Annotated in this window: 22 protein-coding genes; 11 read left to right on the top strand and 11 right to left on the bottom strand. The window is 44.4% G+C overall.

Features of this window, described 5'->3' with window-relative positions:
- Nucleotides 1–149: 149 nt before the first annotated feature.
- The 3 genes from ACXAD4_RS10055 to ACXAD4_RS10045 all read left to right on the top strand — a co-directional run bounded on the left by ACXAD4_RS10055 (nucleotide 150) and on the right by ACXAD4_RS10045 (nucleotide 2,418).
- Nucleotides 150–998, top strand: coding sequence for a TIR domain-containing protein (locus ACXAD4_RS10055; RefSeq protein ID WP_475241069.1), 849 nt, complete (start codon nucleotides 150–152; stop codon nucleotides 996–998).
- A gap of 168 nt (nucleotides 999–1,166) precedes the next feature.
- Nucleotides 1,167–1,499: a hypothetical protein gene (locus tag ACXAD4_RS10050; protein ID WP_475241068.1), complete on the top strand. Its 333-nt coding sequence runs from the start codon at nucleotides 1,167–1,169 to the stop codon at nucleotides 1,497–1,499.
- Nucleotides 1,500–1,647: 148 nt separating this feature from the next.
- Entirely contained in the window at nucleotides 1,648–2,418 is a 771-nt protein-coding gene (locus ACXAD4_RS10045; RefSeq protein WP_475241066.1) for an N-acetyltransferase family protein, read from the top strand.
- A gap of 75 nt (nucleotides 2,419–2,493) precedes the next feature.
- On the opposite strand, the gene ACXAD4_RS10040 is transcribed toward ACXAD4_RS10045, so the two are convergent.
- Nucleotides 2,494–3,069, bottom strand: coding sequence for an SOS response-associated peptidase (locus ACXAD4_RS10040; protein WP_475241065.1), 576 nt, complete (start codon nucleotides 3,067–3,069; stop codon nucleotides 2,494–2,496).
- A gap of 143 nt (nucleotides 3,070–3,212) precedes the next feature.
- On the opposite strand from ACXAD4_RS10040, the gene umuD reads away from it, so the two are divergent.
- The 4 genes from umuD (at nucleotide 3,213) to ACXAD4_RS10020 (ending at nucleotide 6,520) form a co-directional block, all read left to right on the top strand.
- Nucleotides 3,213–3,623 carry a translesion error-prone DNA polymerase V autoproteolytic subunit gene (gene umuD, locus ACXAD4_RS10035; RefSeq protein WP_475241064.1) on the top strand — a complete coding sequence of 137 codons (411 nt, stop codon included), beginning with the start codon at nucleotides 3,213–3,215 and terminating at the stop codon, nucleotides 3,621–3,623.
- Nucleotides 3,623–4,879 carry a Y-family DNA polymerase gene (locus ACXAD4_RS10030; protein WP_475241062.1) on the top strand — a complete coding sequence of 419 codons (1,257 nt, stop codon included), beginning with the start codon at nucleotides 3,623–3,625 and terminating at the stop codon, nucleotides 4,877–4,879. Before umuD ends, ACXAD4_RS10030 begins: the two co-directional genes overlap by 1 nt.
- Before the next feature lie 103 nt (nucleotides 4,880–4,982).
- On the top strand, nucleotides 4,983–5,525 hold the full coding sequence (locus ACXAD4_RS10025; protein ID WP_475241061.1) for a chorismate mutase: 543 nt from the start codon (nucleotides 4,983–4,985) through the stop codon (nucleotides 5,523–5,525).
- A gap of 92 nt (nucleotides 5,526–5,617) precedes the next feature.
- Complete coding sequence (locus ACXAD4_RS10020) at nucleotides 5,618–6,520, top strand: LysR family transcriptional regulator (RefSeq protein WP_475241059.1); 903 nt, start codon at nucleotides 5,618–5,620, stop codon at nucleotides 6,518–6,520.
- Nucleotides 6,521–6,595: 75 nt separating this feature from the next.
- On the opposite strand, the gene ACXAD4_RS10015 is transcribed toward ACXAD4_RS10020, so the two are convergent.
- From ACXAD4_RS10015 to ACXAD4_RS10005, 3 genes are all read right to left on the bottom strand, one after another.
- Nucleotides 6,596–7,468: a B12-binding domain-containing radical SAM protein gene (locus ACXAD4_RS10015; protein WP_475241058.1), complete on the bottom strand. Its 873-nt coding sequence runs from the start codon at nucleotides 7,466–7,468 to the stop codon at nucleotides 6,596–6,598.
- A gap of 229 nt (nucleotides 7,469–7,697) precedes the next feature.
- On the bottom strand, nucleotides 7,698–8,504 hold the full coding sequence (locus ACXAD4_RS10010) for an SDR family NAD(P)-dependent oxidoreductase (RefSeq protein WP_475241057.1): 807 nt from the start codon (nucleotides 8,502–8,504) through the stop codon (nucleotides 7,698–7,700).
- Between the two features lie 197 nt (nucleotides 8,505–8,701).
- Complete coding sequence (locus ACXAD4_RS10005) at nucleotides 8,702–9,715, bottom strand: DUF2860 domain-containing protein (RefSeq protein ID WP_475241055.1); 1,014 nt, start codon at nucleotides 9,713–9,715, stop codon at nucleotides 8,702–8,704.
- A gap of 186 nt (nucleotides 9,716–9,901) precedes the next feature.
- Between ACXAD4_RS10005 and ACXAD4_RS10000 the strand changes: the two genes are divergently transcribed.
- Both ACXAD4_RS10000 and ACXAD4_RS09995 read left to right on the top strand, forming a co-directional pair.
- Nucleotides 9,902–11,107, top strand: a complete 1,206-nt coding sequence (locus ACXAD4_RS10000; protein WP_475241054.1) for an OmpP1/FadL family transporter — start codon at nucleotides 9,902–9,904, stop codon at nucleotides 11,105–11,107.
- Nucleotides 11,108–11,289: 182 nt separating this feature from the next.
- Complete coding sequence (locus ACXAD4_RS09995; RefSeq protein ID WP_475241052.1) at nucleotides 11,290–12,675, top strand: short-chain fatty acid transporter; 1,386 nt, start codon at nucleotides 11,290–11,292, stop codon at nucleotides 12,673–12,675.
- Nucleotides 12,676–12,765: 90 nt separating this feature from the next.
- On the opposite strand, the gene ACXAD4_RS09990 is transcribed toward ACXAD4_RS09995, so the two are convergent.
- From ACXAD4_RS09990 to cspE (ACXAD4_RS09970), 5 genes are all read right to left on the bottom strand, one after another.
- Nucleotides 12,766–13,287 (bottom strand): DUF3299 domain-containing protein, encoded by a 522-nt coding sequence (locus tag ACXAD4_RS09990; RefSeq protein WP_475241051.1) that lies wholly within the window; start codon nucleotides 13,285–13,287, stop codon nucleotides 12,766–12,768.
- Nucleotides 13,288–13,329: 42 nt separating this feature from the next.
- Nucleotides 13,330–15,435 carry a metallophosphoesterase family protein gene (locus tag ACXAD4_RS09985; RefSeq protein WP_475241050.1) on the bottom strand — a complete coding sequence of 702 codons (2,106 nt, stop codon included), beginning with the start codon at nucleotides 15,433–15,435 and terminating at the stop codon, nucleotides 13,330–13,332.
- A 316-nt stretch (nucleotides 15,436–15,751) separates the two neighbouring features.
- The gene (locus tag ACXAD4_RS09980) at nucleotides 15,752–18,217 is read right to left on the bottom strand and encodes an ATP-binding protein (protein ID WP_475241048.1); all 2,466 of its coding nucleotides are present in this window, start codon (nucleotides 18,215–18,217) and stop codon (nucleotides 15,752–15,754) included.
- Between the two features lie 220 nt (nucleotides 18,218–18,437).
- A complete protein-coding gene (gene cspE, locus ACXAD4_RS09975) occupies nucleotides 18,438–18,647 on the bottom strand; it encodes a transcription antiterminator/RNA stability regulator CspE (protein WP_036830632.1) in 210 nt (69 codons plus the stop codon).
- Between the two features lie 455 nt (nucleotides 18,648–19,102).
- A complete protein-coding gene (gene cspE / locus ACXAD4_RS09970; RefSeq protein WP_039461130.1) occupies nucleotides 19,103–19,312 on the bottom strand; it encodes a transcription antiterminator/RNA stability regulator CspE in 210 nt (69 codons plus the stop codon).
- A 508-nt stretch (nucleotides 19,313–19,820) separates the two neighbouring features.
- Here cspE (ACXAD4_RS09970) and ACXAD4_RS09965 point away from each other — a divergent pair.
- Both ACXAD4_RS09965 and ACXAD4_RS09960 read left to right on the top strand, forming a co-directional pair.
- Nucleotides 19,821–20,129 carry a DUF496 family protein gene (locus tag ACXAD4_RS09965; protein ID WP_475241047.1) on the top strand — a complete coding sequence of 103 codons (309 nt, stop codon included), beginning with the start codon at nucleotides 19,821–19,823 and terminating at the stop codon, nucleotides 20,127–20,129.
- A 255-nt stretch (nucleotides 20,130–20,384) separates the two neighbouring features.
- On the top strand, nucleotides 20,385–21,644 hold the full coding sequence (locus ACXAD4_RS09960; protein ID WP_475242751.1) for a MipA/OmpV family protein: 1,260 nt from the start codon (nucleotides 20,385–20,387) through the stop codon (nucleotides 21,642–21,644).
- 137 nt (nucleotides 21,645–21,781) lie between these two features.
- Here the strand turns inward: ACXAD4_RS09960 and ACXAD4_RS09955 are convergent, their stop codons facing one another.
- Nucleotides 21,782–22,369 (bottom strand): FMN-dependent NADH-azoreductase, encoded by a 588-nt coding sequence (locus ACXAD4_RS09955; protein WP_475241046.1) that lies wholly within the window; start codon nucleotides 22,367–22,369, stop codon nucleotides 21,782–21,784.
- A gap of 507 nt (nucleotides 22,370–22,876) precedes the next feature.
- Nucleotides 22,877–24,307 carry a 16S rRNA (cytosine(1407)-C(5))-methyltransferase RsmF gene (gene rsmF, locus ACXAD4_RS09950; RefSeq protein ID WP_475241044.1) on the bottom strand — a complete coding sequence of 477 codons (1,431 nt, stop codon included), beginning with the start codon at nucleotides 24,305–24,307 and terminating at the stop codon, nucleotides 22,877–22,879.
- Nucleotides 24,308–24,357 lie beyond the last annotated feature (50 nt).

Below are 24,357 nucleotides of genomic sequence, written 5' to 3'. Positions count from 1 at the left end.
TTTCACTATGCGTTGGTTTTAGTGTTTAAGGTGGTATGCGCCGGCATCGGTATTGCGTTGCTCACCCCTTAACAGGGCGTTATACGAATTGCATGTATATCAGCGCAGTATGGTATACTTGTTTCTTTTGCTTTAGTTGGTTGATTGGTATGGAAAAACCTCGTTTATTTATTGGTTCGTCTTCAGAAAGCTATGATGTCGCCAGTGCTTGTAATGCCTGCTTAGATCGAAAAGTCGAAGTGACGATTTGGGATAAAATTTTTAATTCCGGCGGTGATACTCTTACTTCTTTGACTGAAAAAGCAAAGAATGTCGATTTTGCTTTATTCATCTTTCGTCCTGAAGACCTCACAATGATGCGAGATAATCCAAAACCAACAGTTAGGGATAATGTACTATTTGAGTTGGGCTTGTTTATTGGTGCTTTGGGTAAAGATCGTTGTTTCATTTTGAAACCGCGTCACGAAGATCTTCATATGCCAACGGATTTACTTGGGGTAAATGTTAACGATTACGACCCAAATCGTAGTGATGGAGATCTGGAATCAGCTGTAAATGCTGCATGTACTAGATTCTTGAAATCAATAACTCAGCTGGGAAGTTTTAGTAGCAAAGCTAAAGATGAAGTAAAGTCTAATGTCTTTTCTTCTCAATCTTCTGGTGTGCATACCATTTCTGAGTCTATGTTGCGTCTCTTAGGTCGGTTACTTCCGACTGCAACGGAAAATGACAACATTTCGCCTTTTAGTCTGTCAGATGGTTGTGAACCATACAAACTCAATATAAATTTAATCAAACTTGAACGCATGCGACTCATTGAAAAGGTACTGGACTCGGATATGAATGGAAATGAGTGGTACGGGTACAAGTTAACGCAAGACGGTGTTGAATACATTTTAGAAAACGAATTGGCAGTGGACAAAGTAATGTCTCAGTATAAACAACCGCCAAAACAACAGGTTGCTACAACTAATTTTGACGACGATATACCGTTTTAAAATTCGTATAACAAAGCATTTAAGAGTGATTCGCAACGCTTGGCATTTTCGCTTCGCTCAATTATAGCCAAGTGTCGCTCACACCTTAATGCGGCGTCATGTAATTAATCAGATTTTATCACGAGGTTTAGATTCTTAATTGATGTTCCTTGTAAGAAGAGTTGTTTTATGTCAAGACAAAAATCAGTATATTTTCGATTCGTGGCATCTGGGTATGCATTGCTTGCATTATTTCAATTCTTGATAGCAAATTTAGCTGGCAATGTTTATGGTGATGAGTTCCAGACAACCGACTATGTTGATGAGCTCTATTACTTTGCTACATTGCTTGTGATTATCGCTGCTTACATTCTCGAGTTAGGGTATGAAAAATTATTTATCCTTACAATATCATGTAGTTTAATCGCTTTTCTGTATGCAGGCGCATTAGCTCTTTTTTCGGCCTTATTATTGTTTACATTGATATACCCTATAACGAAAGTTACATGGAACAAGTCATGACATAACAAAAGCATCAAGTTGAACCTGGACTTCATCCTTTCCTCGTGGCATTTTGGAGCTGAATTGGCTTTATGCTTATGGTGGTCGTTTTGTTTTAGGGTGGGTAACATATTGCAGGTGCTATATTTCATTAAATATCGAGGGAACGATGCAAGATAAAAGAGTAAAAGACATATACAGCTCTTACTTTCATTTTAATAATGAGCGAACTCTTTCAACAGATTTACCAAGTGAACTTTGTGTAGTTGAAGCTGAAGGATGCTCTGTTTTTGTGGACAACACACGCAAATACGACAACCAGGTAATCGTCCATGGCGTTTGTAGTACAGAAAATTTAGAGAGTTACCTGAAGTTGTTTAATCATTGTTATTCGCCCGAGATTTCTCTAGAGCCTCAGGCAATTACGAATGAGCTTAAAACATGGTTATCAAACCGTGAGTTTAAACCAGCTTATGAACATGAGTTTCTTGAGCTAAGGGCATCAAACTATGTAGCTTCCACAGACGTTTCAGAGGCAGTATCAATTGAGCGTTGGGAGCACAATAATGTCGATGACTTTTTAGCTTTGCTCAAAACATCAGGTTTAGAGTGTACAGATGAAATCTGGGAAATGAAGCGCTCGCTTTATTGTACCGATACATTTCGTTGTTATGTTGCAAAAATAAATGGTAAGCCTTGTGCTTGGGCAACGAGTTTTATCGAAAACGATTATGCAATTTTAGCTAATGCTTATACCCAAGAGAACTATCGTTCTAAGGGTTGCCAAAATGCTTTACTCCGAGCTCGAATAGAAGATGCAATCTCCTTAGGTATTCAAGTGCTATTAACTGATGTAATACCAAACAGCACTAGCAGTAAGAACTGTAAATCAGTAGGTTTTAGTCGTGTTGGTATACGAAGTGTTTGGTGCAAAAGATAGAAATATAACAAGAATTTTCAGTGTTATTCACACTGCTAGGAGTGTTAAGAATAGTGTATTTTGACTGCTTCGCTTTCAAGGTACAGCTATCACCTTAATGATTGGCTGGGAGGAATAAAATCCAGTCTCTAACCAACCCCGAACATCACCGGCCTCTACCAACAGCGGCATCCGCAGGTGATACGGCCGACAAACCTCATTCGCGGCTGTGGTGAGGGTAACCAGGCCGGGCAGTCCTCCATCGGTAGATTCAAACCACAGTCCAGCCATGTACAAGGGCTTGCCGTTACTATGGCCGAACAAATACTTCTGCTTCCTCGCTCCGCCTTCATCACGCCATTCATACCAACCTGAACAAGGGATAATGCAACGTCGGTGCTGCATCGCGTTTTGCCAAGTTGGCTTTTCCATTGCGGTTTCAACTTGGGCATTAATCAGTAGCTTCTTTGCCCAGGCAGGTTTGATCCCCCAAGTCATATCAAATTGCTGTAGTTCAGTCGTATGAGTTTTAGGGCCAGAACGTCTACAAAGGGTTGCGACGGTTTGGCTAGGGCTGAGATCGGGGTTATCGGTGGTGTTGTAGCGCACACGTAACTCATCAGAAACTTTATTATTCAGTATGTTAGCGAGAATATTAAGCCTTCCACACATGTTTTATCTCCTAAAAATTACTCAACAACTCGCTTCAACAGCTGTGGTGTTTATAAAAGCAGCTATTGATCAAGGTGCATCTTGACCATCCTTGAGTCTAGGATAACAATAATACTGTATAAATAAACAGTATCTCGTGAATTATGAACTTTATTCCATTTTATGCCAGTGCGGGGATCACCGGATTTGAGAGTCCAGCCGCCGACTACTTGCAGCTTCCTTTGTCGTTGGATGAACTGCTGGTGGAACATCCCAGCGCCACTTATATCGGGTTGGCCCAAGGCCGAAGCATGGAAGGTGTTGGTATTTTTGATGGGGATGTGCTGATAGTAGACCGCCATATTGAGGTAAAGGATCATGATGTGGTGGTGGCGAACCTTAACGGCGAGTTCGTCTGCAAGCTTATTGATACCAAGCAGCGGCGCTTACTGTCGGCGGCTTCAGGCTATATGCCGGTGTTTGTGTCACAGCATGATCAGTTCACCCTGGAAGGAGTGGTGACTCGTTCGATCCGCTGCCATCGTAAAAGCCAGATCTTTGGTGGTGAAAGCTGATGTACGCGCTGGTAGATGCTAATTCGTTCTACTGCTCGGCAGAGCAGGTCTTTCGCCCAGATTGGCGCGGTAAGCCCATGGTTGTGCTGTCGAATAACGATGGGTGTATTGTTGCTGCCAATCGGCAGGCCAAAGAGGCTGGCGTAGAAAAATTTAAAGCTTATTTTGAAATGCGCGGCTTGTGTGAAGCGAAGGGTGTGATTGCCTGTTCGTCGAACTATGAACTCTATGGTGATCTCTCCAGCAAGATGATGGAGGTTATTGGCCGCTTTGCTCCCGAGCAACATGTGTATTCCATCGATGAATCTTTCCTGGCTTTTCACCACTGTCGACAAGCCATTTCGGATTTATCCCTCCATGCCCAGAGACTGCGAAGAGCGGTCTGGCGAGAGTGCCGTTTGCCTGTTTGTGTGGGAATGGGAACGACGTTGACGCTTGCCAAGGTGGCTAACCATGCAGCCAAGAAGGTACAGGGCTACCAAGGCGTGTGCGTAATTGAAAGTGCCCCTCAGCGACAGGCAATATTAGCGCAGATGAAAACTGATGATGTCTGGGGGATCGGCCGGCGGATCGCCAAGCGGTTGGAATTTATGGGTATCAATACAGCGTTGCAGCTCGCTGCGATGAAACCAGGGTTGGCAAGGAAGTCATTTAACGTCGAGGTTGAGCGTACTGTTCGCGAGCTTAATGGCGAGCCTTGTAAGGGGTGGGATCAGGCTAGGGCGGATAAGAAGCAGATTTTCTCGACCCGTAGCGTCGGTGAACGTATTACCTGTCCTGACAGCTTGCGCCAAGCCTTGTGTAAACATGCAGGCATTGCGGCAGAGAAGCTGAGGAAACAGCGCTCTTTGGTTCGGGTGATGATGGTCTTTGCCGCGAATTCGCCTTATGACGAACGGCCGCAGGGCTTTAAGCAGATATACCGCTTTGCGTATCCCACCGATGATAGTACAACCATTACAACAGCGGTTGCCTCGCTGCTCGATCATATCTATTCGCCGGGTGTGCGCTACTACAAAATCGGGGTAGGTTTAATCGACTTAGTCAGCGCAGAACATGTGCAGGGTGACTTGTTCGATGAGTCAGTAACCAATCCGGCTTTGATGAAAGTGTTCGATAGCCTCAACCAGCGTTATGGAAGGGATAGCTTGTTCCTTGCCGCCCAGGGGATTAATCCTAAGTGGGCGATGCGGCGGGATTTTTTATCGCCGCAATATACCACCTGCTGGCGGGATATTCCTCGGGTGAAATGCTAGCTAAGGGCGACCTCTAGATCTTTTATAAGGTCTTTAGTAAGCATTGAAATGCATATTTAAGGGCAATATCATTGATATAACTCGCTACATAATAGGATTAATGATGATTAAGGCAATATTGATGAGTGTGTTGTGCATGGTATCTGTTCAAACACTGGCTGCTTCTTCGGGTAGTGAGAATGCCAACGCGTTATTTAAAGCAATTGCCCAGCGGCTGAGTTATATGGAAGACGTGGGGTTGTACAAGGCTAATCATCATCTGCCTATTGAAGATATTGCACGTGAAGAGGTGGTGATCAGCAAAGCGTCACAGTCGGCAGAAGAAGTCGGTCTGGATAGTCAGAGCATTGAAGGTTTCTTCCGAGCTCAGATATCCGCGGCTAAAGCGATTCAATATCGTTACCGGGCTGATTTGCTTAATGCACCAACAAGCCGTGAACCAAGAGATCTTAAAGAAGTTGTCAGGCCTGCGCTAATTAGCCTGGGTGATCAAATCAACCAAGAGATCCTTGCTTTCCTTCAAGCTGGAGGGAAGTTAACGGAAACAGATTGGCAAAACTTTTCAAACGCACTTCATATGCAGTATCTATCCGAGGTCGATAAACGCGCACTGTTTGATGCGTTGTCAGATATCAAGTTGAAATAGCTCGTCTTGTCTTTGCCTTGCTATTACCTGTTTCGAGGTTGATAATTGATAGTTAATTATCGTAATTATTCGAAATCAATTGATAATACCTGATGAATATTGAACATTTGAAATTGTTTGTTCGGCTGGCGACAACCCATAACATCAGTATGGCTGGGCAAGAGCTAGGTTTGTCCCCGGCAGTATCAAGCGCCCATATCAACAAGCTTGAGGAAGGGCTTGGTGTTAGGTTAGTCCACCGCACGACACGTAAAGTGTCATTGACCGAAGAAGGGCAAGCTTTTTTACCGCATGCCGAAGAGGTGCTGGCGAGTGTCGAAGCCGCAAGGGCGTCTGTAGGGGCGGGAAGTGCACTGCCTGTCGGTACATTGCGAGTGACTGCACCTGCTTCTTTTGGCCGCCTTCATCTTATTCCGGCTCTGAAAGGCTTTATGTCCCGTTACCCAGATTTAACCGTCGACTTTCGCTTTAGTGATACCATTGTTGATATGGTTGAAGGTGGTTTTGATGTCGCTATTCGTGATGCCGAACTGCAGGACTCTACGCTTATAGCTCGTAAGCTGGCACCGGATAATCGTATTATTTGCGCCTCTCCACAATATCTTGAAGTACACGGTGAACCTCAAACGCCGCACGATCTGCGTGAACATCAGTGCGTAAATTTGGCCGGGTTAACCACTTGGGTATTTGACAGCAAAGACGGTCCGATAAGTGTGAAGACCAAAGGCAGTTTCAGAACAGATAACGGTGATGCGATGCGTGATGCCTGTACCGATGGACTGGGTATTGCGATTAATTCAACCTGGAGTGCCTATCAGCAACTGGAGCGGGGCGAATTAGTTCAGATCCTGAAAGATTATCCGTTGGTCTCCGACACGGCCATTTGGGCGGTGTATCCAAGTTCACGTCTGTTAGCTCCTAAGGTCCGGGCTTTTATTGATTATCTCAATGAATACTATGGTAGCCCGCCTTACTGGGATAATAACGGTATGTAAGGTATCGAGATCGCAGAGTTAGAACACGAAGAAACGCCGGCATGGAGTGTGGTACTCAATGCCGGCGTTTTGTTCTTACCAAGAAAAAGTCTGAATAACATTTTCTTGGGTGATCGGGTTGGTGGCAATCGCATTGTTAACTTGCCCGAGGAATTGCTTCTGGTAGGTTGGCAACATACCTTTTAAAGACACGATGTTGTTACCGTGATCACCCCAGTACATGGTGTTGAAATTAAGATTCTCCAGCAGGTACTTCTCTTCCTCTAGGATTTGCAGTGGAGTTGGCAATATATACTCTCCACGGTTAACTTCTTGTTCCAGCTCCGTACCCGGCTGAATAGCCAAGGCCATTGGCGCTATTTGCTCAGGCTGCATTTGGTTGAGCAGCTTTGTGGTTTCGATAATGTGCTCTTTTGAGCGCTCACGTCCGCCCAAGCCAAAGATAAACGACAGTAGCATTTCAATCCCGGCTTCTTTTGCTAGTGCCATGCCTTCAAGCGCCTGTTCGGGTGTCATGCGCTTTTTGATTTTCTCTAGTACCAGTCGGTCGCCAGACTCTAATCCGGCATAGGCCATACTTAACCCTGCTTGTTTTAACTCTTTAAGCTCTGCAGGGGATTTACGCCTGAGATCGTTTAGCCCGCTGTACAAAGATATCTTCTGGCACTCAGGAAATGTTGCTTTGATTTTCTCGAAGATCTTTAGCAGGAAATCCGTACGTGCTGCCATAACATTACCGTCGATAAGAAAGATAGACTCGACATGTGGATAAAAGCGCCTGGCTGACTCAATGTCTTGGTAAATATCCTCGATATCACGGATACGAAAGCGTTTGTCGCTAAACATATTGCAGAAGGTACAGTGATTCATGCTGCAGCCTAACGTCGTCTGGATCAATACGCTATTTGCCTCTGTCCAAGGACGATAGATTTTGCCCTCGTAATGCATAGGGAGTCTCCAACTTACTATTGCTATACGCTCGATAATGGTGAGCGCTGATTGTAGAAGCAGAATAACAACCTATGCTAATGATGATAATTGTCGGTAATGGTGAATCAGTTTATAGAAAATTTTGATAATGATGTGGACATAAGCCTAAACAAAAAGCCCATGACCTAATCAGGCCATGGGCTTGGGTATCACGCATGCTAAAGCTAGTCGTGAAGTCTTAAATGACTTACTGGAATCTTTCTAGTGCCGAGTCCATTGCTTTCATCACCGCTTGGACTTTTTGATCGTTCAGTGCATCAGGGTGCGGCTGACCGAACTGGCCGATATCATTGTCAAAATAGAGGCCGTGGGCATTGGCAAACTCATCTGATAGTGCACCGCGTACCAGAATATCTGCCCCGACACTGAGATCGCTACCGGCAATACCGAATGCGCTTTTTACCATTTTGCTGCCAAGCAGTGATTTAGGGTTCACTGATGCAATCATCGGGCCTGAATCTTTCAGCGCTAGCCCCATGCTGCGAGACCACATGGTGATCGCCAGCTTGCTCTGTGCATAGGCGTCACCAGCTGATAGTGGTTTGTCGCCGGCGAGCGCGGCCACATCAACCGTTGCTTGGGCGGCAGAGGAGAGGTTAATCACCCGGCCGTTTTGCCCTAGAAGTGGCAGCAATGCTTTTGTCAGTAAGTATGGAGCAAAGGTATTCACGGCGTAGCGCACATCAAAACCATCATCGGTGGTTGCAACAGGCGCATTGTAGACACCGGCATTGTTAATCAACGCGTCCAAATGGCTGTGGTTTGCAGTGATTTCTTTTGCCAGCACATCAACATCGGACAATTTAGATAGATCGGCCACATAGGTTTCTAACTTTCCGTTACCGTGTAACTTGGTGAGTTGCTCTTCCACGTCTTTGAGCTTGGCAGGATTACGTCCGTGCAGAAGAACATGGTGGCCTTGTGAGACAAGCATTTTAGCTGTTTCAAATCCGATGCCGTCGGTTGAGCCGGTAACAAGAATCACTTTTTGCATTGCTGTTTTCCTTGGTGAAGTAATCTCAGGTTCGCGAGGTAACGCTATGAATAATAGCAGCTTAGAAAAGATTGATAATGAGAGGGGCTAACGAAACAGTTTAAACAAAATATTGATAATAGAAATAAGGCGACTACCGGATAACTTGAATCAAATCAGGTCATCCGGCAAGATCCATGGGCTTCGTTATCGGGAAATCAGAAGCGGTAGAGAACCCCTACACTGAACAAGCCAACCGAGGAGTCGTAGAAGTTGACATCACTGTCTTGATCAAACCAAGCCACTGTGCCGTTTGCCAGCCAGTTTTTCCAGCCAAATGGACTGGCGTAAAAGGCTGAGAAACTAGCACCAAATTGGCTGCTGTCTATCTTCCTGTCATCAAATAATGGGTGCCCTTCATCAAAAGACAGCTCTGAGATATATACGTTTGTTACTAGACGCCAACGGTTAATTGAATAGATGTAGTTTGCGCCGAGTGAGTATCCATCATAAGCCATCGCATCACCGTCGGCATCGAGGTCGACGACAGAGAAAAGTGGCACGAGGCGATGCCTTGGGGAGTCCCATGTAAAAGTGTACTGCGCAGTAAAGCGGTGAAGATCACCATTTCGGTTAAGTAAGGCAATGTCCTCAGATTCTAAGCCTTGTGAAACACCGCTTAGCTCGTCATCAATATCGACTTCACGATAGGAGTATCTGAGTTCTAAGCCTGTGCCGTACATCCGATCCCAGATCAGACGGTAACCGTTAGCGGTACGATCGGTTTTCCTTCTTGGCGAGTCGGTCAGGAAAGGATCAGACCAGACTTCTGTAGCCATTGGGGTATAGAGCAAGCTTGCGCCCAACACACCGGCTTTGCCAATTTCCTGTCTGACACCGGCAAGCGTCGAGAAATCAAAACGGATATAGTCTTCGAGTTGGTTACCAATAAAGATTTGTGTGCGGGTATCTGCAAAGGTGTAAGCAATTTCAGCGGCGATAACCGGTATTGCAGAGTCTTCACTACTTGGAGAGTTATTAATTGAGTCTATTGTGTTGTTGCTTAAATCAACCGAACCAAACTTGGCCAAGGTATTGGATTCAACACTCATTCCACCGACACCGACATTAACGAAACCGGAAAACCCACTTTCTGCTGGAATGGGTTCTATGGCATAAGCACTGGAGATAAAAGCGGTTGTCATGACGAATGGCAGTACCGGCCGAATCATATGGAAGCCCCAATAATATTTAATAGACAGTGTTAAAAAACTAGGAGAAATTCTCAAAGTTGTAAAATGCACGGGGTGTTGTTCTTATATTTAATAAGCTTGGCTCAAAACTGAGTAAGTAATAATAGGGGCGATATATCACTGCTAATCTTAGTTATTAACTCCAATAAATAGCAGGGCTGGCGGGTGAAAAGAGCAATTATCTCTGTTTTGGTTTTATTTATAAGCGCTGCTCATGGAGCTGCTCCAGCATTTACCCGTTTGTTTGCTACAGCAGACACCGCTGAAACTGCTTATCTTACGCCTGCAGGAATGACTCGCCTTAACGATCACTCATTGGTGATTTCTGGGCTGCTGTTCCAGTACTTGGGGGAGTTCGACATTGATGAAAGCCTGACAACAGTTAGCGGTGGGGCACCAGATAGCGGCGACCCGATTTTGGTTCCGTCTATTTATTATGTTCGTGTGGTAGATCCGCAATGGCGAGCGGGTGTGGCTTTGACAGTTCCTTCTGGATTTGGATCTTCAACCGGTGGTAATTGGGCTGGGCGCTACTACACCACGGATTCTAGCCTTATTTTAGTTAGCCTTAGTCCATCGTTAGCGTATCGCCTAAACGAGCGTTATTCATTAGGACTTGGGCTAAACGTCAACTACACCACTTCGGAGATCAGCTCTGCTATTGCCAACAGCAATCCTAACCGGCCTGACGGTTATTTGGATGTGGAATCTGATGGCTTGGGAGTTGCCGTGGTGCTTAGTGCGTTGATTGAGTGGTCACCGACAACTCGCTTTGGTATTAACTGGCACTCTGAATCCGATGCAGACAGCGAGCCGGATGTCAAAATTAGCGGCTTAGATGCACCCGATGAGGCAAGGGAGCAACTCGAAGCGGCAATCAGTAGTCTCAGTATTGCCAGCAAGGTACCTGCTCAGTTCCAGTTTGGTGTCTACCATGAAATGGAAAATGACTGGGAGCTGACCTTCGATGCAATCTGGGTCAACTTTTCAGAGTTTGGTGTTACAGAAGTCAGCATTGTTGATAATACTGTCGTTGCCCCTGATGACCTCTACAAAGATTACTGGGTGTTTACCGCTGGCCTGTCGTTTCCAATTAATGAACGTATAGTTGGACGAGTAGGTGGGTTATATGCCCAGCAAGCCATTAGTGACGAGAACCGCAGCTTTTCTTTTGCTTTAGATAGAATTTATGGCTTGGGGGCTGGTATCCAATATCAGTACTCGTCGGGTAATAAGCTTGATGTGAATATTAACGTCTTTGATACCGGGCGAGCTCCAATAGACACCGGTGACGATCCTGTTCGAGGCCGGATAGCGGGCGAGTATGATGATCACTACGCATGGGGCCTCGAGGTGAGTTATCACTGGTGATAAAATTGGTTAAAACGGGATAGGGTTCAATCAGAACCAGATAAAGTTACAGTTTCCACAATTTGCAAATCCAGTTCCTGAATTTACAAGTGTCAATTTATCTGACGTTAAGCTTCAATATGAATGAGAAATAACTCAATAATACCTAATAACGTTGTAGACATATTCTGAAGGAGATGGAAATGGCTACTGAAACTCTATCCTATCAAAAACCAACTTTAATCCAGCGTTTATCAACGATATGTACCGCATTGGTACAACGCTATTTACCTGATCCATTCTTATTCGCCGCATTACTCACTTTTGCTGTATTCCTTATTGCTATGCCGGTGACCCAACAAAACCCATTACAAATGGTCAATGCTTTTTCTGGTGGTTTTTGGTCATTATTAACTTTTGCTATGCAGATGGCTCTGGTCGTTGTAACTGGCCATGCAATGGCATCAGCTCCTGTGTTTCGGCGAGGCTTATCATACCTTGCGATGACAGCTAAAACACCAGGGCATGCTATTTTGATTGTCACTTTTGTTTCAGCAATTGCATGTTGGATTAACTGGGGTTTTGGCTTGGTAGTTGGTGCTATCTTTGCACGTGAACTTGCAGCCAAAGTAAAAGGGGTTGATTATCGACTACTCATCGCGTCAGCATATACTGGATTCTTATTCTGGCATGCAGGCCTTTCCGGTTCTGTTCCGTTGGCTCTAGCATCGGGAAGCAATTTGGAATCTGTAACAGCTGGTGCAGTGTTGTCACCTGTTTCAACCGGAGATACGCTGTTCTCAAGCATGAATATCGTTATTCTGTTAGCAATGCTGATTACAATTCCATTATTGAATCGCTCTATGCACCCATCAGCTGATCAAGTCGTAACAATATCTCCAGAGCTATTGTCATCAACTGACACTCAGGAGAGAGAGGAAGAAAAAGAGTTAACCCCCGCCGAGAAACTGGAGCAGTCTCCCTGGGTAAACCGCTTATTGGCATTATTAGGCTTTACTTACATTGTGATGTATTTCAGTGAGAATGGTTTTGCTCTTAACCTTAATATTGTTAACTTCATTTTTCTGTTTACTGCAATCCTATTGCATGGGACACCAAAACGATTATTAAAAGCTGTTGCTGAGGGGACGAAAAATACAACAGGTATCTTACTTCAGTTTCCATTCTATGCCGGGATCATGGGTATGATGGTTGCGAAAGGGCCGGACGGGGTATCTTTGGCTGGAGCAATGTCTGATATGTTTGTTAGCATCTCTAACGAATATACCTTTCCGCTGTTTACCTTCATCAGTGCTGGTATTGTTAACTTCTTTGTTCCTTCAGGAGGCGGTCAATGGGCTGTGCAAGCTCCAATAATGATGCCTGCTGGTGCAGAGCTGGGTGTACCTGCTGCTAAAACGGCAATGGCTATTGCGTGGGGAGATGCATGGACGAATATGATCCAACCGTTTTGGGCATTGCCTGCCTTGAGTATAGCTGGTCTAAATGCTAAGGATATCATGGGCTTTTGTATCATTTCCTTGTTTGCATCCGGGACGATCATTGGGCTGGGGTTATTAGTGTTTTAATGAAAACTACTGCCTTTACATCGTTTCTCTCCGAGGCCTTGTGACTAACACTCTCACAAGGCCTCGTGAGAGTGTTGTGTTCCATAAGTACTAATAAGCGCTGACAGAAGGGTTTGAGATGGTGTAGGCTACCTCGCCTAATTCTTCAAAGCCTTTTGCTTGTGCTTCCAGTGTTCCTTCCAACCAGATTGCATCGCGTAGCAATAAATTTTCAACCCCGTCAGGATACTTCACGTGAACCATCTGGTTTGCTGGTGGCGGCGGCATATGGATACAGGCACCAAAATAGGGCACAAGTAAAAACTCAGTCACTGCATAGTCATCCCACTCGAGCGGTACGACAAACCCTGCCAGTTTAACGTCTTGTAAAACGATATCTTGGTTGATATTGGCAAAACCGATGCCCATCGATTGTGTCTGGGGACCAGTGAGATCATCATGGTACTCGTTAGCAAAGGCTCGCTCTTCTTCAATGAGGGCAAGGATAGTTTCACGCTGTTCATTGGGTATTAATTCTGACCAGTCAGTTGGGTTCAGTTGGCTTTGCTGTGATTGATTTAAGCAACCAGAAAGTAGGCTGACCAATAATGTTGTAAAGAACGCTTTTTTCATAATGTATTAAAGAGGAGAGGCAAAGCCTCTCCTTGAGTAATGTTATTTTTTGATTAGGGCAAAACGACCGTCTTGGTCCACTTTAGCCCAGAAGGCGTTGTTTGACTGTCCGACTGTCCATTGTTCATCACAACCTAGTCCGGCAATATCTTCAGGCTGCTCAGTGAGGAACTCATTGTTATAAGCTTCTTGGCTGATACAGTGGTCATCAACAAGAGGCTTCCATTCGCCATTTACGTCAATCGCTAGAGTAAGCTTGTCGGTATCCAAACCTTCAGGTACAGCCATTTCAAGTACGAAGTCATCAGCTCGCACTGAGTCGTCAAGTATCCAGCTTCTGGATTCGTTCAGGCGGTTAGGGGATTTTTCGGCAAGCAAACCATCATAAGCCAAAGGTTGTTTTTCTATGGCATTTAGGTTTTTGTGATCGCCATCAGCTTCAATATCCTCCGCTGACGTACCCGGCCAACCTGGCTCGATAGTGATGTCTTTTTCTGCGCCGAAGGCGTTGGTGTAGGTACCTGTCTGGCTCTGAATACCGCTGACAATCAAGATATCAGACTCAGTAGATTTATCGGCTTCTAACCAGCTTAGGCTTACCAGCTTCTTCATATCATAGGTCGCTGGATACCAGCGCATGCGGCCTTCATCGATTTCAAAACGCTTAGCATGGTTGTAATTCAAGCCAGAACGGCCGTCTACGACAAAGTCACGATCTGAAGGTTTACCGTCAGGGCCTGATTGCGAGCTGCGAATGCTTGGTTTAGTCAGCATGATATCCCACATACGAGCCATAGCATCTGCATCTGTCCAACCCATCCATAGTGCTCCTTCAAGCGCCTGATCGACACGGTTGAATACTTGGTTGTTACCATCGATTAGGCGAGCACGGTGGCCATTCTCGGAATAACAATTGACGGTACGGTAGTTGGTATCAACAGCGCTGTAGTAAGTCGCAGAGAAAGGCACACTGGTTGGATAGACGACCTTGTCACAACGTTGCGGTGTTCTAACGAAGCGGTCAAATAGTTTCCAGTCCGCACTGGTGAGTAGATCTGAAGACTGAGTAAAGGTGTCATAGAAGGCTGAATACTGGATTTCTTTACCATTGATATCAAACCATGAGGCATTCACCATTAAGTCACCCGTTGCCACGCTATCACGGTCGATCATTTCCTGATCCCACTCTGCACGGTCATCAAGATCTGGGATTTTCGGGCTCACATAGCGAGTTTTGTACATCACCATGCTCTGAATGCGTTCGAACTCGCCGACTCGGTTGTAATAACCTTTCTCAGATGCGTTGCCTGTTACGATATGGTGGAAGAAACGGTGGTTTGGCTCAGCAGAAGGTTCCGTATTGAAGCTTTGAGTATCAGGACCAGCACCGTTATCCCAAATAACAGAGCGGCTGTATTGATGGTCATGGCCAGAGACAAAAATGACATCGTTATCAGTAAACAGCTTGCGCCACTTTTCTTGATCTCGGGTATACATGTCGTTTTCACGTTGATCGTTCCAACGGGCAACGACTCGCTCCATCATTACACCACCACGGTATGGACCCACGAAAGGGCTATGGCTAGAAACAAAGACATGATCGATACCATCTGTTTTGTTGGCGATGACTTGTTCGGCCCAATCGTAGGCATACGGCATATCCTGATCAGAGATTTGTACCATGAGTACATTCTCATGGCTATAAGCGTAAGTTTGGTACTGACGGCCAGGCATATGGTTGATGTTATCTTTAGGGATGAACTCTTCCATAATTCGCTTCCAGGTATAGTTATCTCCTGGTTTACGGTCATGGTTACCCATGAGTGGAAGGAACGTGATTTGATGCGAGTATTGGCTAGCTAACTCTTTCCACTGTTCGTATTCGTGCTCGGTATTGCTGTTGGTCAGGTCGCCAACTGCAATGACGATATTGACGCCGTTATCACGGTACAAATCAAGGATCGCTTCCATTTGATTGACGGCAACAGCATCGCCACCGCCTTGAGTATCAGTCAAGATGCCAATACGTGTACGATCCAGGTCAGGGTTAGTGCCTGATTTTCCAGAGTCGGAGTTACTGCTATTACAGCCTGCAAGTAACGCAGCAGAAACAGCGGCTGCACAGAGTGCTTTGTAGAAAGGTTGCATAGTTTTCCCTGTTAACTAATTAAGATGACAGGGAGGATATAAGTTATGCTTTATCGCTATATGAGTAAGGTGTGATTTTATTTTGAAAGTTCGCCTGCAACAGTTGCAGAGTTAATGTCATTAGTCTTTCACACTTTGTATTGGTTATATGACCAGTTTTCTTAAAGAGTAATAACAAGCTTCCCCCTGACAGAACCCTCTTCACCCAATAGGAATGCGTCGAGGTACTTTTCAAGTTCAAAGGTATGCTGGATAGTTTCAGCGCATCTATGGGGATGAATAGAAAAGCAGGCTTTCGCCTGCTTAGAATAACTGTTTAGTCAGAGATAAGTGCCGTTTGATGGTTTAAGTTAACTTGTTTTTTAAGCTTCTCAATCAGTACATCCCGTTTGAACGGTTTTGGTAGGTAGTCATCCATGCCACAGTCAAAACACTGCTGGATGTCATCATCAAGAATGGAAGCGGTAAGCGCAATAATGTGCGACTTCTTCAAGCCTTGCGCTTGTTCCCAATCGCGTATTGACTGCGTGGCTTCGAACCCGTTCATAACCGGCATCATGCAATCCATCAGTATCAGCCCTATATCGCTATGGTGCTGCTGGTAGAGAGAAACCGCCTCTTGTCCGTTATTTGCAATCAAGTAATCAAAACCTATGCGCTTTAGATTAATACAAACAACCTGCTGGTTAACTTTATTGTCTTCAACAATAAGAATGGCGTGTTTTGGGTTAGCTGGTGGCTCAGGGGTATTGTTGACCTTGCTCGTCGGATTTGCGGTTATCTCAGAATCATGGTTTTGAGCGACAAAGGCGGTTTTCAGCATATTGTTTAAACGCAATCCAAAGAGAGGCGCAGTAACCAGGGTGACAATATTACTTGCTGTGTCATTCACTACCTCATCGTTCTGGCGAACATAAACAATGCTGAAGTCTGCCAGGGTGCTATTGGCTTCAGGTAGCAGATCAGGCTTATCGATAACAATGATGGCGTTTGGCTTGTTTGCTGTAAGGACGTCATCGACGGTGTGGCAACGAGTCAGTTGGTAGCCAAAACGAAGTACTTCACTAACGAGTAAGCTATTGTGTTCTCCGGCTAAATAAATCACCGGCAGACTAGAGACTTGCTCAATAGTTTGTTCGTCATGCTGGAATGACAGCGTAAATGAGAAAGTGCTACCGACATGCTTTTGCGAATCAAGCTGGATTTCTCCACCCATCATTTCGACTATTTTGGCAGAGATCGCTAGACCCAGGCCGGTTCCGCCATACTGTGAAGATGTGTGACTGGTCTCTTGTTTAAACTCCTCGAAAATATGGGCTTGTTTGTCATTATCTATACCGATCCCTGTATCTTTTACGGAGAAGAACACCTCTGTGTGGGTTGGTGACTGGCTGATTTGCTTGGCTGTAAAAGTAATAGAGCCTGTGCCTGTGAACTTAATGGCGTTGGAAGCAAGATTCATCAATACTTGGCGTACTTTTTGTTCATCCGCTTTGATGTAGTCGGGTAGGGGTGTGTCCAAGTCAACAACTAAGCCGATCCCTTTTTGTTGTGCTTTGGGGGCAATTAGGGCCGCCGTGTCAAAAACGATTTCCTTAAGCGCACAGGTGTGCGGGGCAATTTCCAAGTGGCCGGATTCAATTTTGGATAAATCTAAAATATCGTTGATCAGCATAAGCAGCGTTTGAGATGAGGCATTGATCGTCGACAGGTAATCCTTTTGAACGGCGCTGAGCTTTGAGTCCGATAAGATTTCAGTCATGCCAAGAATGCCATTGAGTGGTGTTCGTATTTCATGAGACATATTCGCCAGGAAAGCACTTTTGGCTTTATTCGCCTGCTTTTCATGCTCACGGGCATTGATCAAGTCTTGCTCCAGTAGGTTGGTTTGTCGGATAACGTAAAGTAGAACGAGAACAATAGCGATACACAGGGCCAGAGCGACCATCATTTTGTAATTTTCATATTGGCGCATCGTTAATGCGATCTGTTTAGGTGTCTCGGTAAATAGATCATTTAACGTACCTTCAAGGGAGTGAATGGTACTACGAAGTGCACCATGCATTCCGTCATTATGTGAATAGCCGAATGTTTTATATGTACGCTGTAATATATAAAAAGCTTTTCTAAATTCATTGAAGCTGGTGGTCGAAAAACGTAGCTCAGGTGAGCCTTCAAGAGAACGTTGTAATTCAGTGAGGTTTTCGTCTATTTCGGGCAGTAGTTGACTGTCAAAATCGCTGAAGAATTGATACATCAAGTCTTTTGTCGTGAGGGTGAGGGTATCAATTTCAGGGGCATTAGAACCAATGAGGTTTTGCTCGAAAGTCAGCGCTGTGTCTTTTAATTGATCGATTAAGCTTATCGATCCTTTGTCGCCGAATATATCCAGAACGGTGTGACTCATTGCAGTAAATTGCTGGTAATAACTGTCCACATCGGCAATTGCTTGCTGGCTACTATAGCTTGTCCTTATGCCGTGTTTATCGAGAGCTCGATCAATGTCTATCAACTCTGATTTCAGTTGAGAGTACGCGTCTTCCATCTTTGATAAATATTCTGAATCTACCCTGGCAAGGTAATCTTTTTCATGTCGACGTATCATCAACATACTATTGGAAGCTTCAATAATTTTGTGCTGTAAAGACTGAAGCTGTGTGTATTTATCATGGATAACATGATCAGTAATAAAAAAGGCGAGTAAAAGAGACAAAATGCCAATAGCGCCAGTGATTAGAAGCCGACGGATAGACTGTGTTTGAAGACCTTGATGTTCTTCCATGTGCTTGGATCCCTGAAAACAGAACAACTTAGCTTCAGTGTATGGTTTACGGGAAGTAAAAGCGTGCTTGGTGGAAATGAGTTGTTGGTTTTATTTCAAAAATGTTACATCAGGCAGGTTTCGGAAAGAAATACTCGTGTTGTAAGATAGGTTTATAGGGGATGGAAACAAAAAAGGGCGCCCTAAGGCACCCTTTTGATATTCTTCACGTTAACGCGAATTAGATGCGCTCAACGTTAGCAGCTTGAGGACCTTTCTGACCTTGCTCGATGTCGAAAGATACTTTCTGGCCTTCAGCTAGAGATTTGAAGCCTTCACCAGCGATAGCACGGAAGTGAACGAATACGTCAGCACCGCCGTTGTCTTGAGTGATGAAACCAAAACCTTTCTCGTCGTTGAACCACTTAACGATACCAGTTGCTTTAGACATAATATGTCTCCTGAATAAAATAATTTAATTAACGCTTGTTGCGTACTTAAGCCATCATAATGAATTACTTATGGACAAAAGAATGTTGAGCTCTTCAGGACAACGTCGCTCGATGAAGCGGTGTAACGAAGTTTTCTATTTCAATTTGTTGCATAAATAGGTCTGCATTTCAGGCCAAGCACATTAGGCCACACGAGAGGGTGGGTGGCAAGCAAATACTTTAAAATTTAATCATTTATATTGAAAAATGTGATTTGTATTGTGCTGAAACCATTGTTTTACTGAGGGTATACAAGAGCTTATCGCTGTTTTGGTTGATTAGACATCAAATTAGAGTGAAAGGTCGAAAATAAAACGGAAAATTGTATGTGGGGAATATGTGCGCAACTAAGAGGTTAATTTAAAACGTAAAAAAGGGCTTAAGCAGCCCTTTTGTACAAGTGAGAATTAAGAAATTAAATCTTTTCTACGTTCGCCGCTTGTAAACCCTTTGGACCTTGCTCTGTTTCAAAGCTAACTTTTTGTCCTTCCGCTAGCGTTTTGAAGCCGTCGCCAGTGATCGCACGGAAATGAACGAATACATCAGCACCGCCGTTGTCCTGTGTGATGAAACCGAAACCCTTTTCTTCATTGAACCACTTAACGGTACCTGTTGCTTTAGACATGTTGTCTCCTGAATAACTTACATCTGTACATATGCCAATACTATTTAACCGAGGTAACAATTGAATCTATTTGCTCCAGTTGGACTTGCAAAAAGTATTGCTAGATGAAGCGATTCAGAAGTCACAGCTGTATCAACGCCAAACATTACTGGTCAATTCAAAGATTAGGCAGCATTGCGCTAATTGCAAATAAAAAAATAAGAAAATTGTGGTGACTTTCACAGGATTTCCGTCAACCTGAACAGCGACTGAAATAGTCTCACAAGTTTAACTAAGTCTTACTTTTTGATTTCATCAATTTGTGATGTGTTAGATGTATACCTATGTGATGACAAGAGTTAAGCAGAAAATGACTTGAAAGCTAAAGGGCGATTCTTTACTGAAACTGAAATATGTCAAGGAAGCAGCCAGTTTTGGTTTAACTGCTCAAAATGTGACTTGAGTGGCAATACAAGTTTCTGCTATAACGGGTGCAGTTAGGTTTTGTAGATTCATATAAGGACAAACAATGAACACTATCCTAGAGCTAGTTCGTCAAACTCGTCGTAAGAACAAGCTAAAGCGTGAGATCCTGGACAACGACCGTAAAATTCGTGACAACCGTAAGCGTGTTGAATTGCTTGAAAACCTACTTGATTACATCAAAGCTGATATGACACATGATCAGATCGTTGAAATCGTTGAGAACATGAAAGGCGATTACGAAGATCGTGTAGATGACCACATCATCATCAGTGCTGAGCTTTCTAAAGAACGCCGTGAAGTTAGCAAGAGTGTTAAAGAACTGAAGAGAGCAGAGATCGCTTCTCATCAGTAATGCTTAAAACTGTTTTACAAAAGCCCGATCTTAATCGGGCTTTTTTTATGCTTTTTTTACCCTGACACGACAATAATGTACTTAATTTCAGGTATATATAAGTAAGTTAGAGCTATTATTACAGTTACAGCTATTTTTGAGGGTTATTGATTGTCTAAACATTTTGGATTCATCGCTTGTTTGCCGCTGGCGGCCTTGGCCGCAGATACAGAACATCAACCACTAGCGATTGAAGATGAAAAGCCACTCGGTTTTATTTCTGTGGATGACTTAAGGCAAAAAAGAGACGGTGAACAAAAGTGGGGATTAGCTGCTGTCATGCGGAGCGCTTCGATTCCCTATGCGACCGAATCTGTTGTTGAGGATTCTACGGTTTCAACCTTTGTACCAATGATGTTTTATCAGGGGGACCGCTTATTCATTAATGGTACTGAAGGTGGGCTCAATTTATACCGTGAGCAAGATTGGGAAGTTAACGCCCTCGTTCGAATGCACTTTATCGATATACCATCTTCTTTTCAGAATGAGATAGGCGGCGACACGGCTGATTACGGTCTGCAATATAAATACCATTGGGATGACAATTATTATACAGATGTTGAGTTATTGTCAGACCCTGATGGCCGATTCAGTTCGCAACTCACTATTGGTGGCGACTATCAATACAATGATTGGCGATTCCTTCCCAAGGCATCCTTGATTTGGAAAGACAGTGATTACAACAGTTATTACTATGGTTTAAATCTTGAAGATATTGACTCTGGGGTCGATGTAAAATTAGGGTCTGCCTTTAGTTACCATGTCACTTCTAATTTGTACATCGTAGGTGGTGCTTATGCTCGCTACTTTGATAGTAATACCCGTGATGCGGCTCTGATCAGCGATAACTGGCAAGGTGAGGGCTATCTCGGCTTTGGTTTCTTTAATGATGCCAAGAAGCCTAGAAAGTCCAGTATTGGCAATAAGCCATATTTGCGTGTTGCACATGGCTGGGCAACGCCATCGAATATGGGTGATATCTTTACGGGTAACGGCGAAAAGGATGAGTTTAACAATCAGCTGACTTCCGTGTTCTATGGCCACCCGCTAACGGATGAGTTGTTTGGTTTACCGCTGGATATCTATCTGACTCCGGGTTTTGTTTGGCACTGGCATTCTGACGTCCAAAGCTCAAGCCAAGAGTATGTGATGGCGATAAAAGCCTACTACACCTTTACCTGGCCGGTAGAATGGCGCTTTGGTGTGGCGGAGGGTTTGTCTTATGTTAACCGAATTACATACATTGAGCAGGCTGAAATGGACCGCAAGGGCTATGAGCCGAGTAAACTGCTCAACTATCTCGACTTTTCGTTTGATGTGAACTTGGGCGATGTTTTCAACCATAAGCCGTTGGACGGTGTATGGCTTGGATATAGTTTGCATCACCGATCTGCAATCTTTGAAAATGCATCCCAGTTTGGGCGCATTAAAGGCGGAAGTAACTACAATACAGTCTATGTGCAGTTTGATTTTTAAGTGCGCTTGAAAATCGAACATAAAAAAGCCTTACCCATCAGTTAAACACAGTAGCGAGAATGGGTAAGGCAATGAGATGGGGCAGTGTCGCGAGATGGCACTGCCAAATATTCATTCAGGATTATTGAGCCTAAGGGTTACTGAACTAGCTTCTCAAGCTCTTGCTTCGCTTGGGCAATACCTTTCGCTGCCATTTCTTCGCCCATTGCTAGCGCTTCGCTGTAAACCACGTCAACATCGGTTAGGCCGACAAAACCCAGGAAGGTTTTCAGATAAGGCACCATGATGTCCGTGTCACCGCCTTTGTGCATACCGCCACGGGTTGTCACCACAATCACTTTCTTGCCTGTTAGTAGTCCTACTGGACCATTCTCTGTATAGCTAAAGGTGACACCAGCACGGGCAATTAAATCAAACCAGTTTTTAAGCTGAGTCGGAATAGAAAAGTTATACATTGGTGCACCAATCACCAAGGTATCGCTGGCTTTGATTTCTTCAATCAGTTGATCAGACAATGCCAGTGCTGAAAGTTGCTTTTCATTTAGGTTTTCACCGCCACGCAGGCCGCTAGCAATTTCGCCATCTAGAACAGGCAATGGCTGTGCTGCTAGGTCACGCTCAATTACAGCAGTGGTGTTCATCGAATCTACCAGATGATCGATAAGACCGTTTGATTGTGAGTAGTCACCGAGAATGCTTGATTTTAGTACTAGAACGTTTGACATAGTTTGCTCCTTGAAATGCATTGCCGTTTGGCTTGGAACTAACTATACGAATGGGCAGCATAAGAAGATAGCGGAAAAAATCGGTGAAGATATTCGAAAAAATCGAATGGAATATTTTGGTTTTAAGTCATTGATTATAGTCAGTTTTAATTATTCAAGATGGCTGATGGCTATATTTAGCTTTGAGTATGAACAAAAAAATCAATGTGCTGCTGGGGGCTGTTGTGGAAAGTTTAATGCGGGGGAGGTAGACAAAAAATAGCCCGAAACGACTCCTGTTTCGGGCTTAGGGGAATGGCTCGTGAGAGCCTTGCGCTAACTGGTTAGTAAATGGAGATCAATTACACTTTCAATGTTAGTTCAAGCAGTATGATTTGCCAGTTTTACCACTAAGAATGTTATTCATCTCTGATACTTAACAAAAATGTCCTGTTCTCTGACCAAATCTGTTGCAGTAACTTAATGCTAGTAGTTAAAGCGATAAAATACTTGCTCAGAAACTAGAAATTAGATGTCAAATAAGTTGGTATCTCTTACCAGCTCGCGAGGCAATCCATTTTTAATGCGGTTACCGACCCATTTGCCGATCCCGATCGGGTAGTCACGGTAAGTGACAATCACCTCACCTTTGCCGGATAGGTCTTCCGGTCGAATATCTCGTCCCATAAACCATTCTTTTGCTTGCGCCGCATCAAGTGCAACGGCAGTTTTTTCTTCACCAGTTGCCAAGGTCATAATGGCTTCGTGCTGCCAGCGGTAACCTTTTTTATGTTGTTCCGCTAGCTTGATGCCAATGCGCTGGAAACGGATTTCACTCAGAAGTGTGCGAAGTTTTGCTGGGAACAACCAAACTTCTTTGTCACGTAGCCAGATTTCACTGTCAGCAGGAATATCTAAGTCAATATCCTGTTTGAATGCTTGGGTAATGGCTTGGCTATCTTTGCTACTTGCCAGGCTGAATGGGAACTTACCCTTACGCTTTTTAACAGCAGGAGATTCAACAGCTGCAAGCTTGCGAATACGTGCCACGAAGAAGCCTTCACTATCGAAGATCTGCGGATAAACATGCAGGAAGCCTTCCTTTGTCAGTGCTTTATCAGCACCATCGAACAGATCAGATAATGATTCAAACTCTACAGCATCACCAAACGTGTCTTTCAGGTGCTGACAGACTTTTTGGTTTTCGCTTAAGTTCAGGGTACAGGTGGAATAAACCATTACACCGCCTGGTTTCAGGGCCTGGAAACCACTGATGATCAGGTCACGCTGCACTGCGGCAATCTCTTCAACCGATGCCAGGCTCCAGTTAGCCATTGCATCATCATCCTTACGAATTGCACCTTCTCCGGAGCATGGGGCATCGAGAAGAATAGAGTCGAAGGACTCAGGGGCCCAGCCACCGAAGACACAGCCGTCAAAGTGGGTAAGTGCAGCATTGAACACGCCACAGCGTTGCAGGTTCGAATGGAGAACTTTGATGCGGCTAGCTGCTAGTTCATTGGCAACTAGGGCACCTTCATTTTTCATTGCGCAGGCGATTTGAGTGGTTTTCGAGCCTGGTGCCGAGGCCATATCAAGCACGCAATCGAGCTTGTCGTTGTCTTTTAGTAGCGCAACAACAGGCATCATAGAGCTGGCTTCCTGGATGTAGAAAAGACCCGCCATGTGCTCTGCTGTATTGCCTAGCGAGACTGACTCTTCATCTTCACGCTCAATCCAGAATCCGGTATCACACCAAGGAACAGGTGTGAGAGTCCAATCTTTATCGGCAACACGGGCGAGAAAGTCTTCCACACTGATCTTCAAGGTGTTAACTCGGATGCTTCGACGCAAAGGGGTTTTACAACTAGCGATGAACTCATCCATGCTCAGGTGCTCTGGCATGATTTGGCGAATTTGCTCGATGAATGCGTCTGGGATATGGATATTAGAATGCAAGGGAATGTCTCGATTATCTAGCAGTGGGGCGGAAGTTTATCATTTGTAGG

The sequence above is a fragment of the Photobacterium sp. AWH4_225 genome (assembly GCF_056158405.1).
The sequence above is the reverse complement of the archived record's forward strand: the minus strand, read 5'-3'. Positions and strand labels throughout refer to the sequence as shown.

What these genes read in the sequence shown, in the direction of transcription:
- ACXAD4_RS10055 (WP_475241069.1), top strand. Translation starts at nt 150, where the DNA reads ATGGAAAAACCTCGTTTATTTATTGGTTCGTCTTCAGAAAGCTATGAT.
- ACXAD4_RS10050 (WP_475241068.1), top strand. Translation starts at nt 1,167, where the DNA reads ATGTCAAGACAAAAATCAGTATATTTTCGATTCGTGGCATCTGGGTAT.
- ACXAD4_RS10045 (WP_475241066.1), top strand. Translation starts at nt 1,648, where the DNA reads ATGCAAGATAAAAGAGTAAAAGACATATACAGCTCTTACTTTCATTTT.
- ACXAD4_RS10040 (WP_475241065.1), bottom strand. Translation starts at nt 3,069, where the DNA reads ATGTGTGGAAGGCTTAATATTCTCGCTAACATACTGAATAATAAAGTT.
- umuD (WP_475241064.1), top strand. Translation starts at nt 3,213, where the DNA reads ATGAACTTTATTCCATTTTATGCCAGTGCGGGGATCACCGGATTTGAG.
- ACXAD4_RS10030 (WP_475241062.1), top strand. Translation starts at nt 3,623, where the DNA reads ATGTACGCGCTGGTAGATGCTAATTCGTTCTACTGCTCGGCAGAGCAG.
- ACXAD4_RS10025 (WP_475241061.1), top strand. Translation starts at nt 4,983, where the DNA reads ATGATTAAGGCAATATTGATGAGTGTGTTGTGCATGGTATCTGTTCAA.
- ACXAD4_RS10020 (WP_475241059.1), top strand. Translation starts at nt 5,618, where the DNA reads ATGAATATTGAACATTTGAAATTGTTTGTTCGGCTGGCGACAACCCAT.
- ACXAD4_RS10015 (WP_475241058.1), bottom strand. Translation starts at nt 7,468, where the DNA reads ATGCATTACGAGGGCAAAATCTATCGTCCTTGGACAGAGGCAAATAGC.
- ACXAD4_RS10010 (WP_475241057.1), bottom strand. Translation starts at nt 8,504, where the DNA reads ATGCAAAAAGTGATTCTTGTTACCGGCTCAACCGACGGCATCGGATTT.
- ACXAD4_RS10005 (WP_475241055.1), bottom strand. Translation starts at nt 9,715, where the DNA reads ATGATTCGGCCGGTACTGCCATTCGTCATGACAACCGCTTTTATCTCC.
- ACXAD4_RS09995 (WP_475241052.1), top strand. Translation starts at nt 11,290, where the DNA reads ATGGCTACTGAAACTCTATCCTATCAAAAACCAACTTTAATCCAGCGT.
- ACXAD4_RS09990 (WP_475241051.1), bottom strand. Translation starts at nt 13,287, where the DNA reads ATGAAAAAAGCGTTCTTTACAACATTATTGGTCAGCCTACTTTCTGGT.
- ACXAD4_RS09985 (WP_475241050.1), bottom strand. Translation starts at nt 15,435, where the DNA reads ATGCAACCTTTCTACAAAGCACTCTGTGCAGCCGCTGTTTCTGCTGCG.
- ACXAD4_RS09980 (WP_475241048.1), bottom strand. Translation starts at nt 18,217, where the DNA reads ATGGAAGAACATCAAGGTCTTCAAACACAGTCTATCCGTCGGCTTCTA.
- cspE (WP_036830632.1), bottom strand. Translation starts at nt 18,647, where the DNA reads ATGTCTAAAGCAACTGGTATCGTTAAGTGGTTCAACGACGAGAAAGGT.
- cspE (WP_039461130.1), bottom strand. Translation starts at nt 19,312, where the DNA reads ATGTCTAAAGCAACAGGTACCGTTAAGTGGTTCAATGAAGAAAAGGGT.
- ACXAD4_RS09965 (WP_475241047.1), top strand. Translation starts at nt 19,821, where the DNA reads ATGAACACTATCCTAGAGCTAGTTCGTCAAACTCGTCGTAAGAACAAG.
- ACXAD4_RS09955 (WP_475241046.1), bottom strand. Translation starts at nt 22,369, where the DNA reads ATGTCAAACGTTCTAGTACTAAAATCAAGCATTCTCGGTGACTACTCA.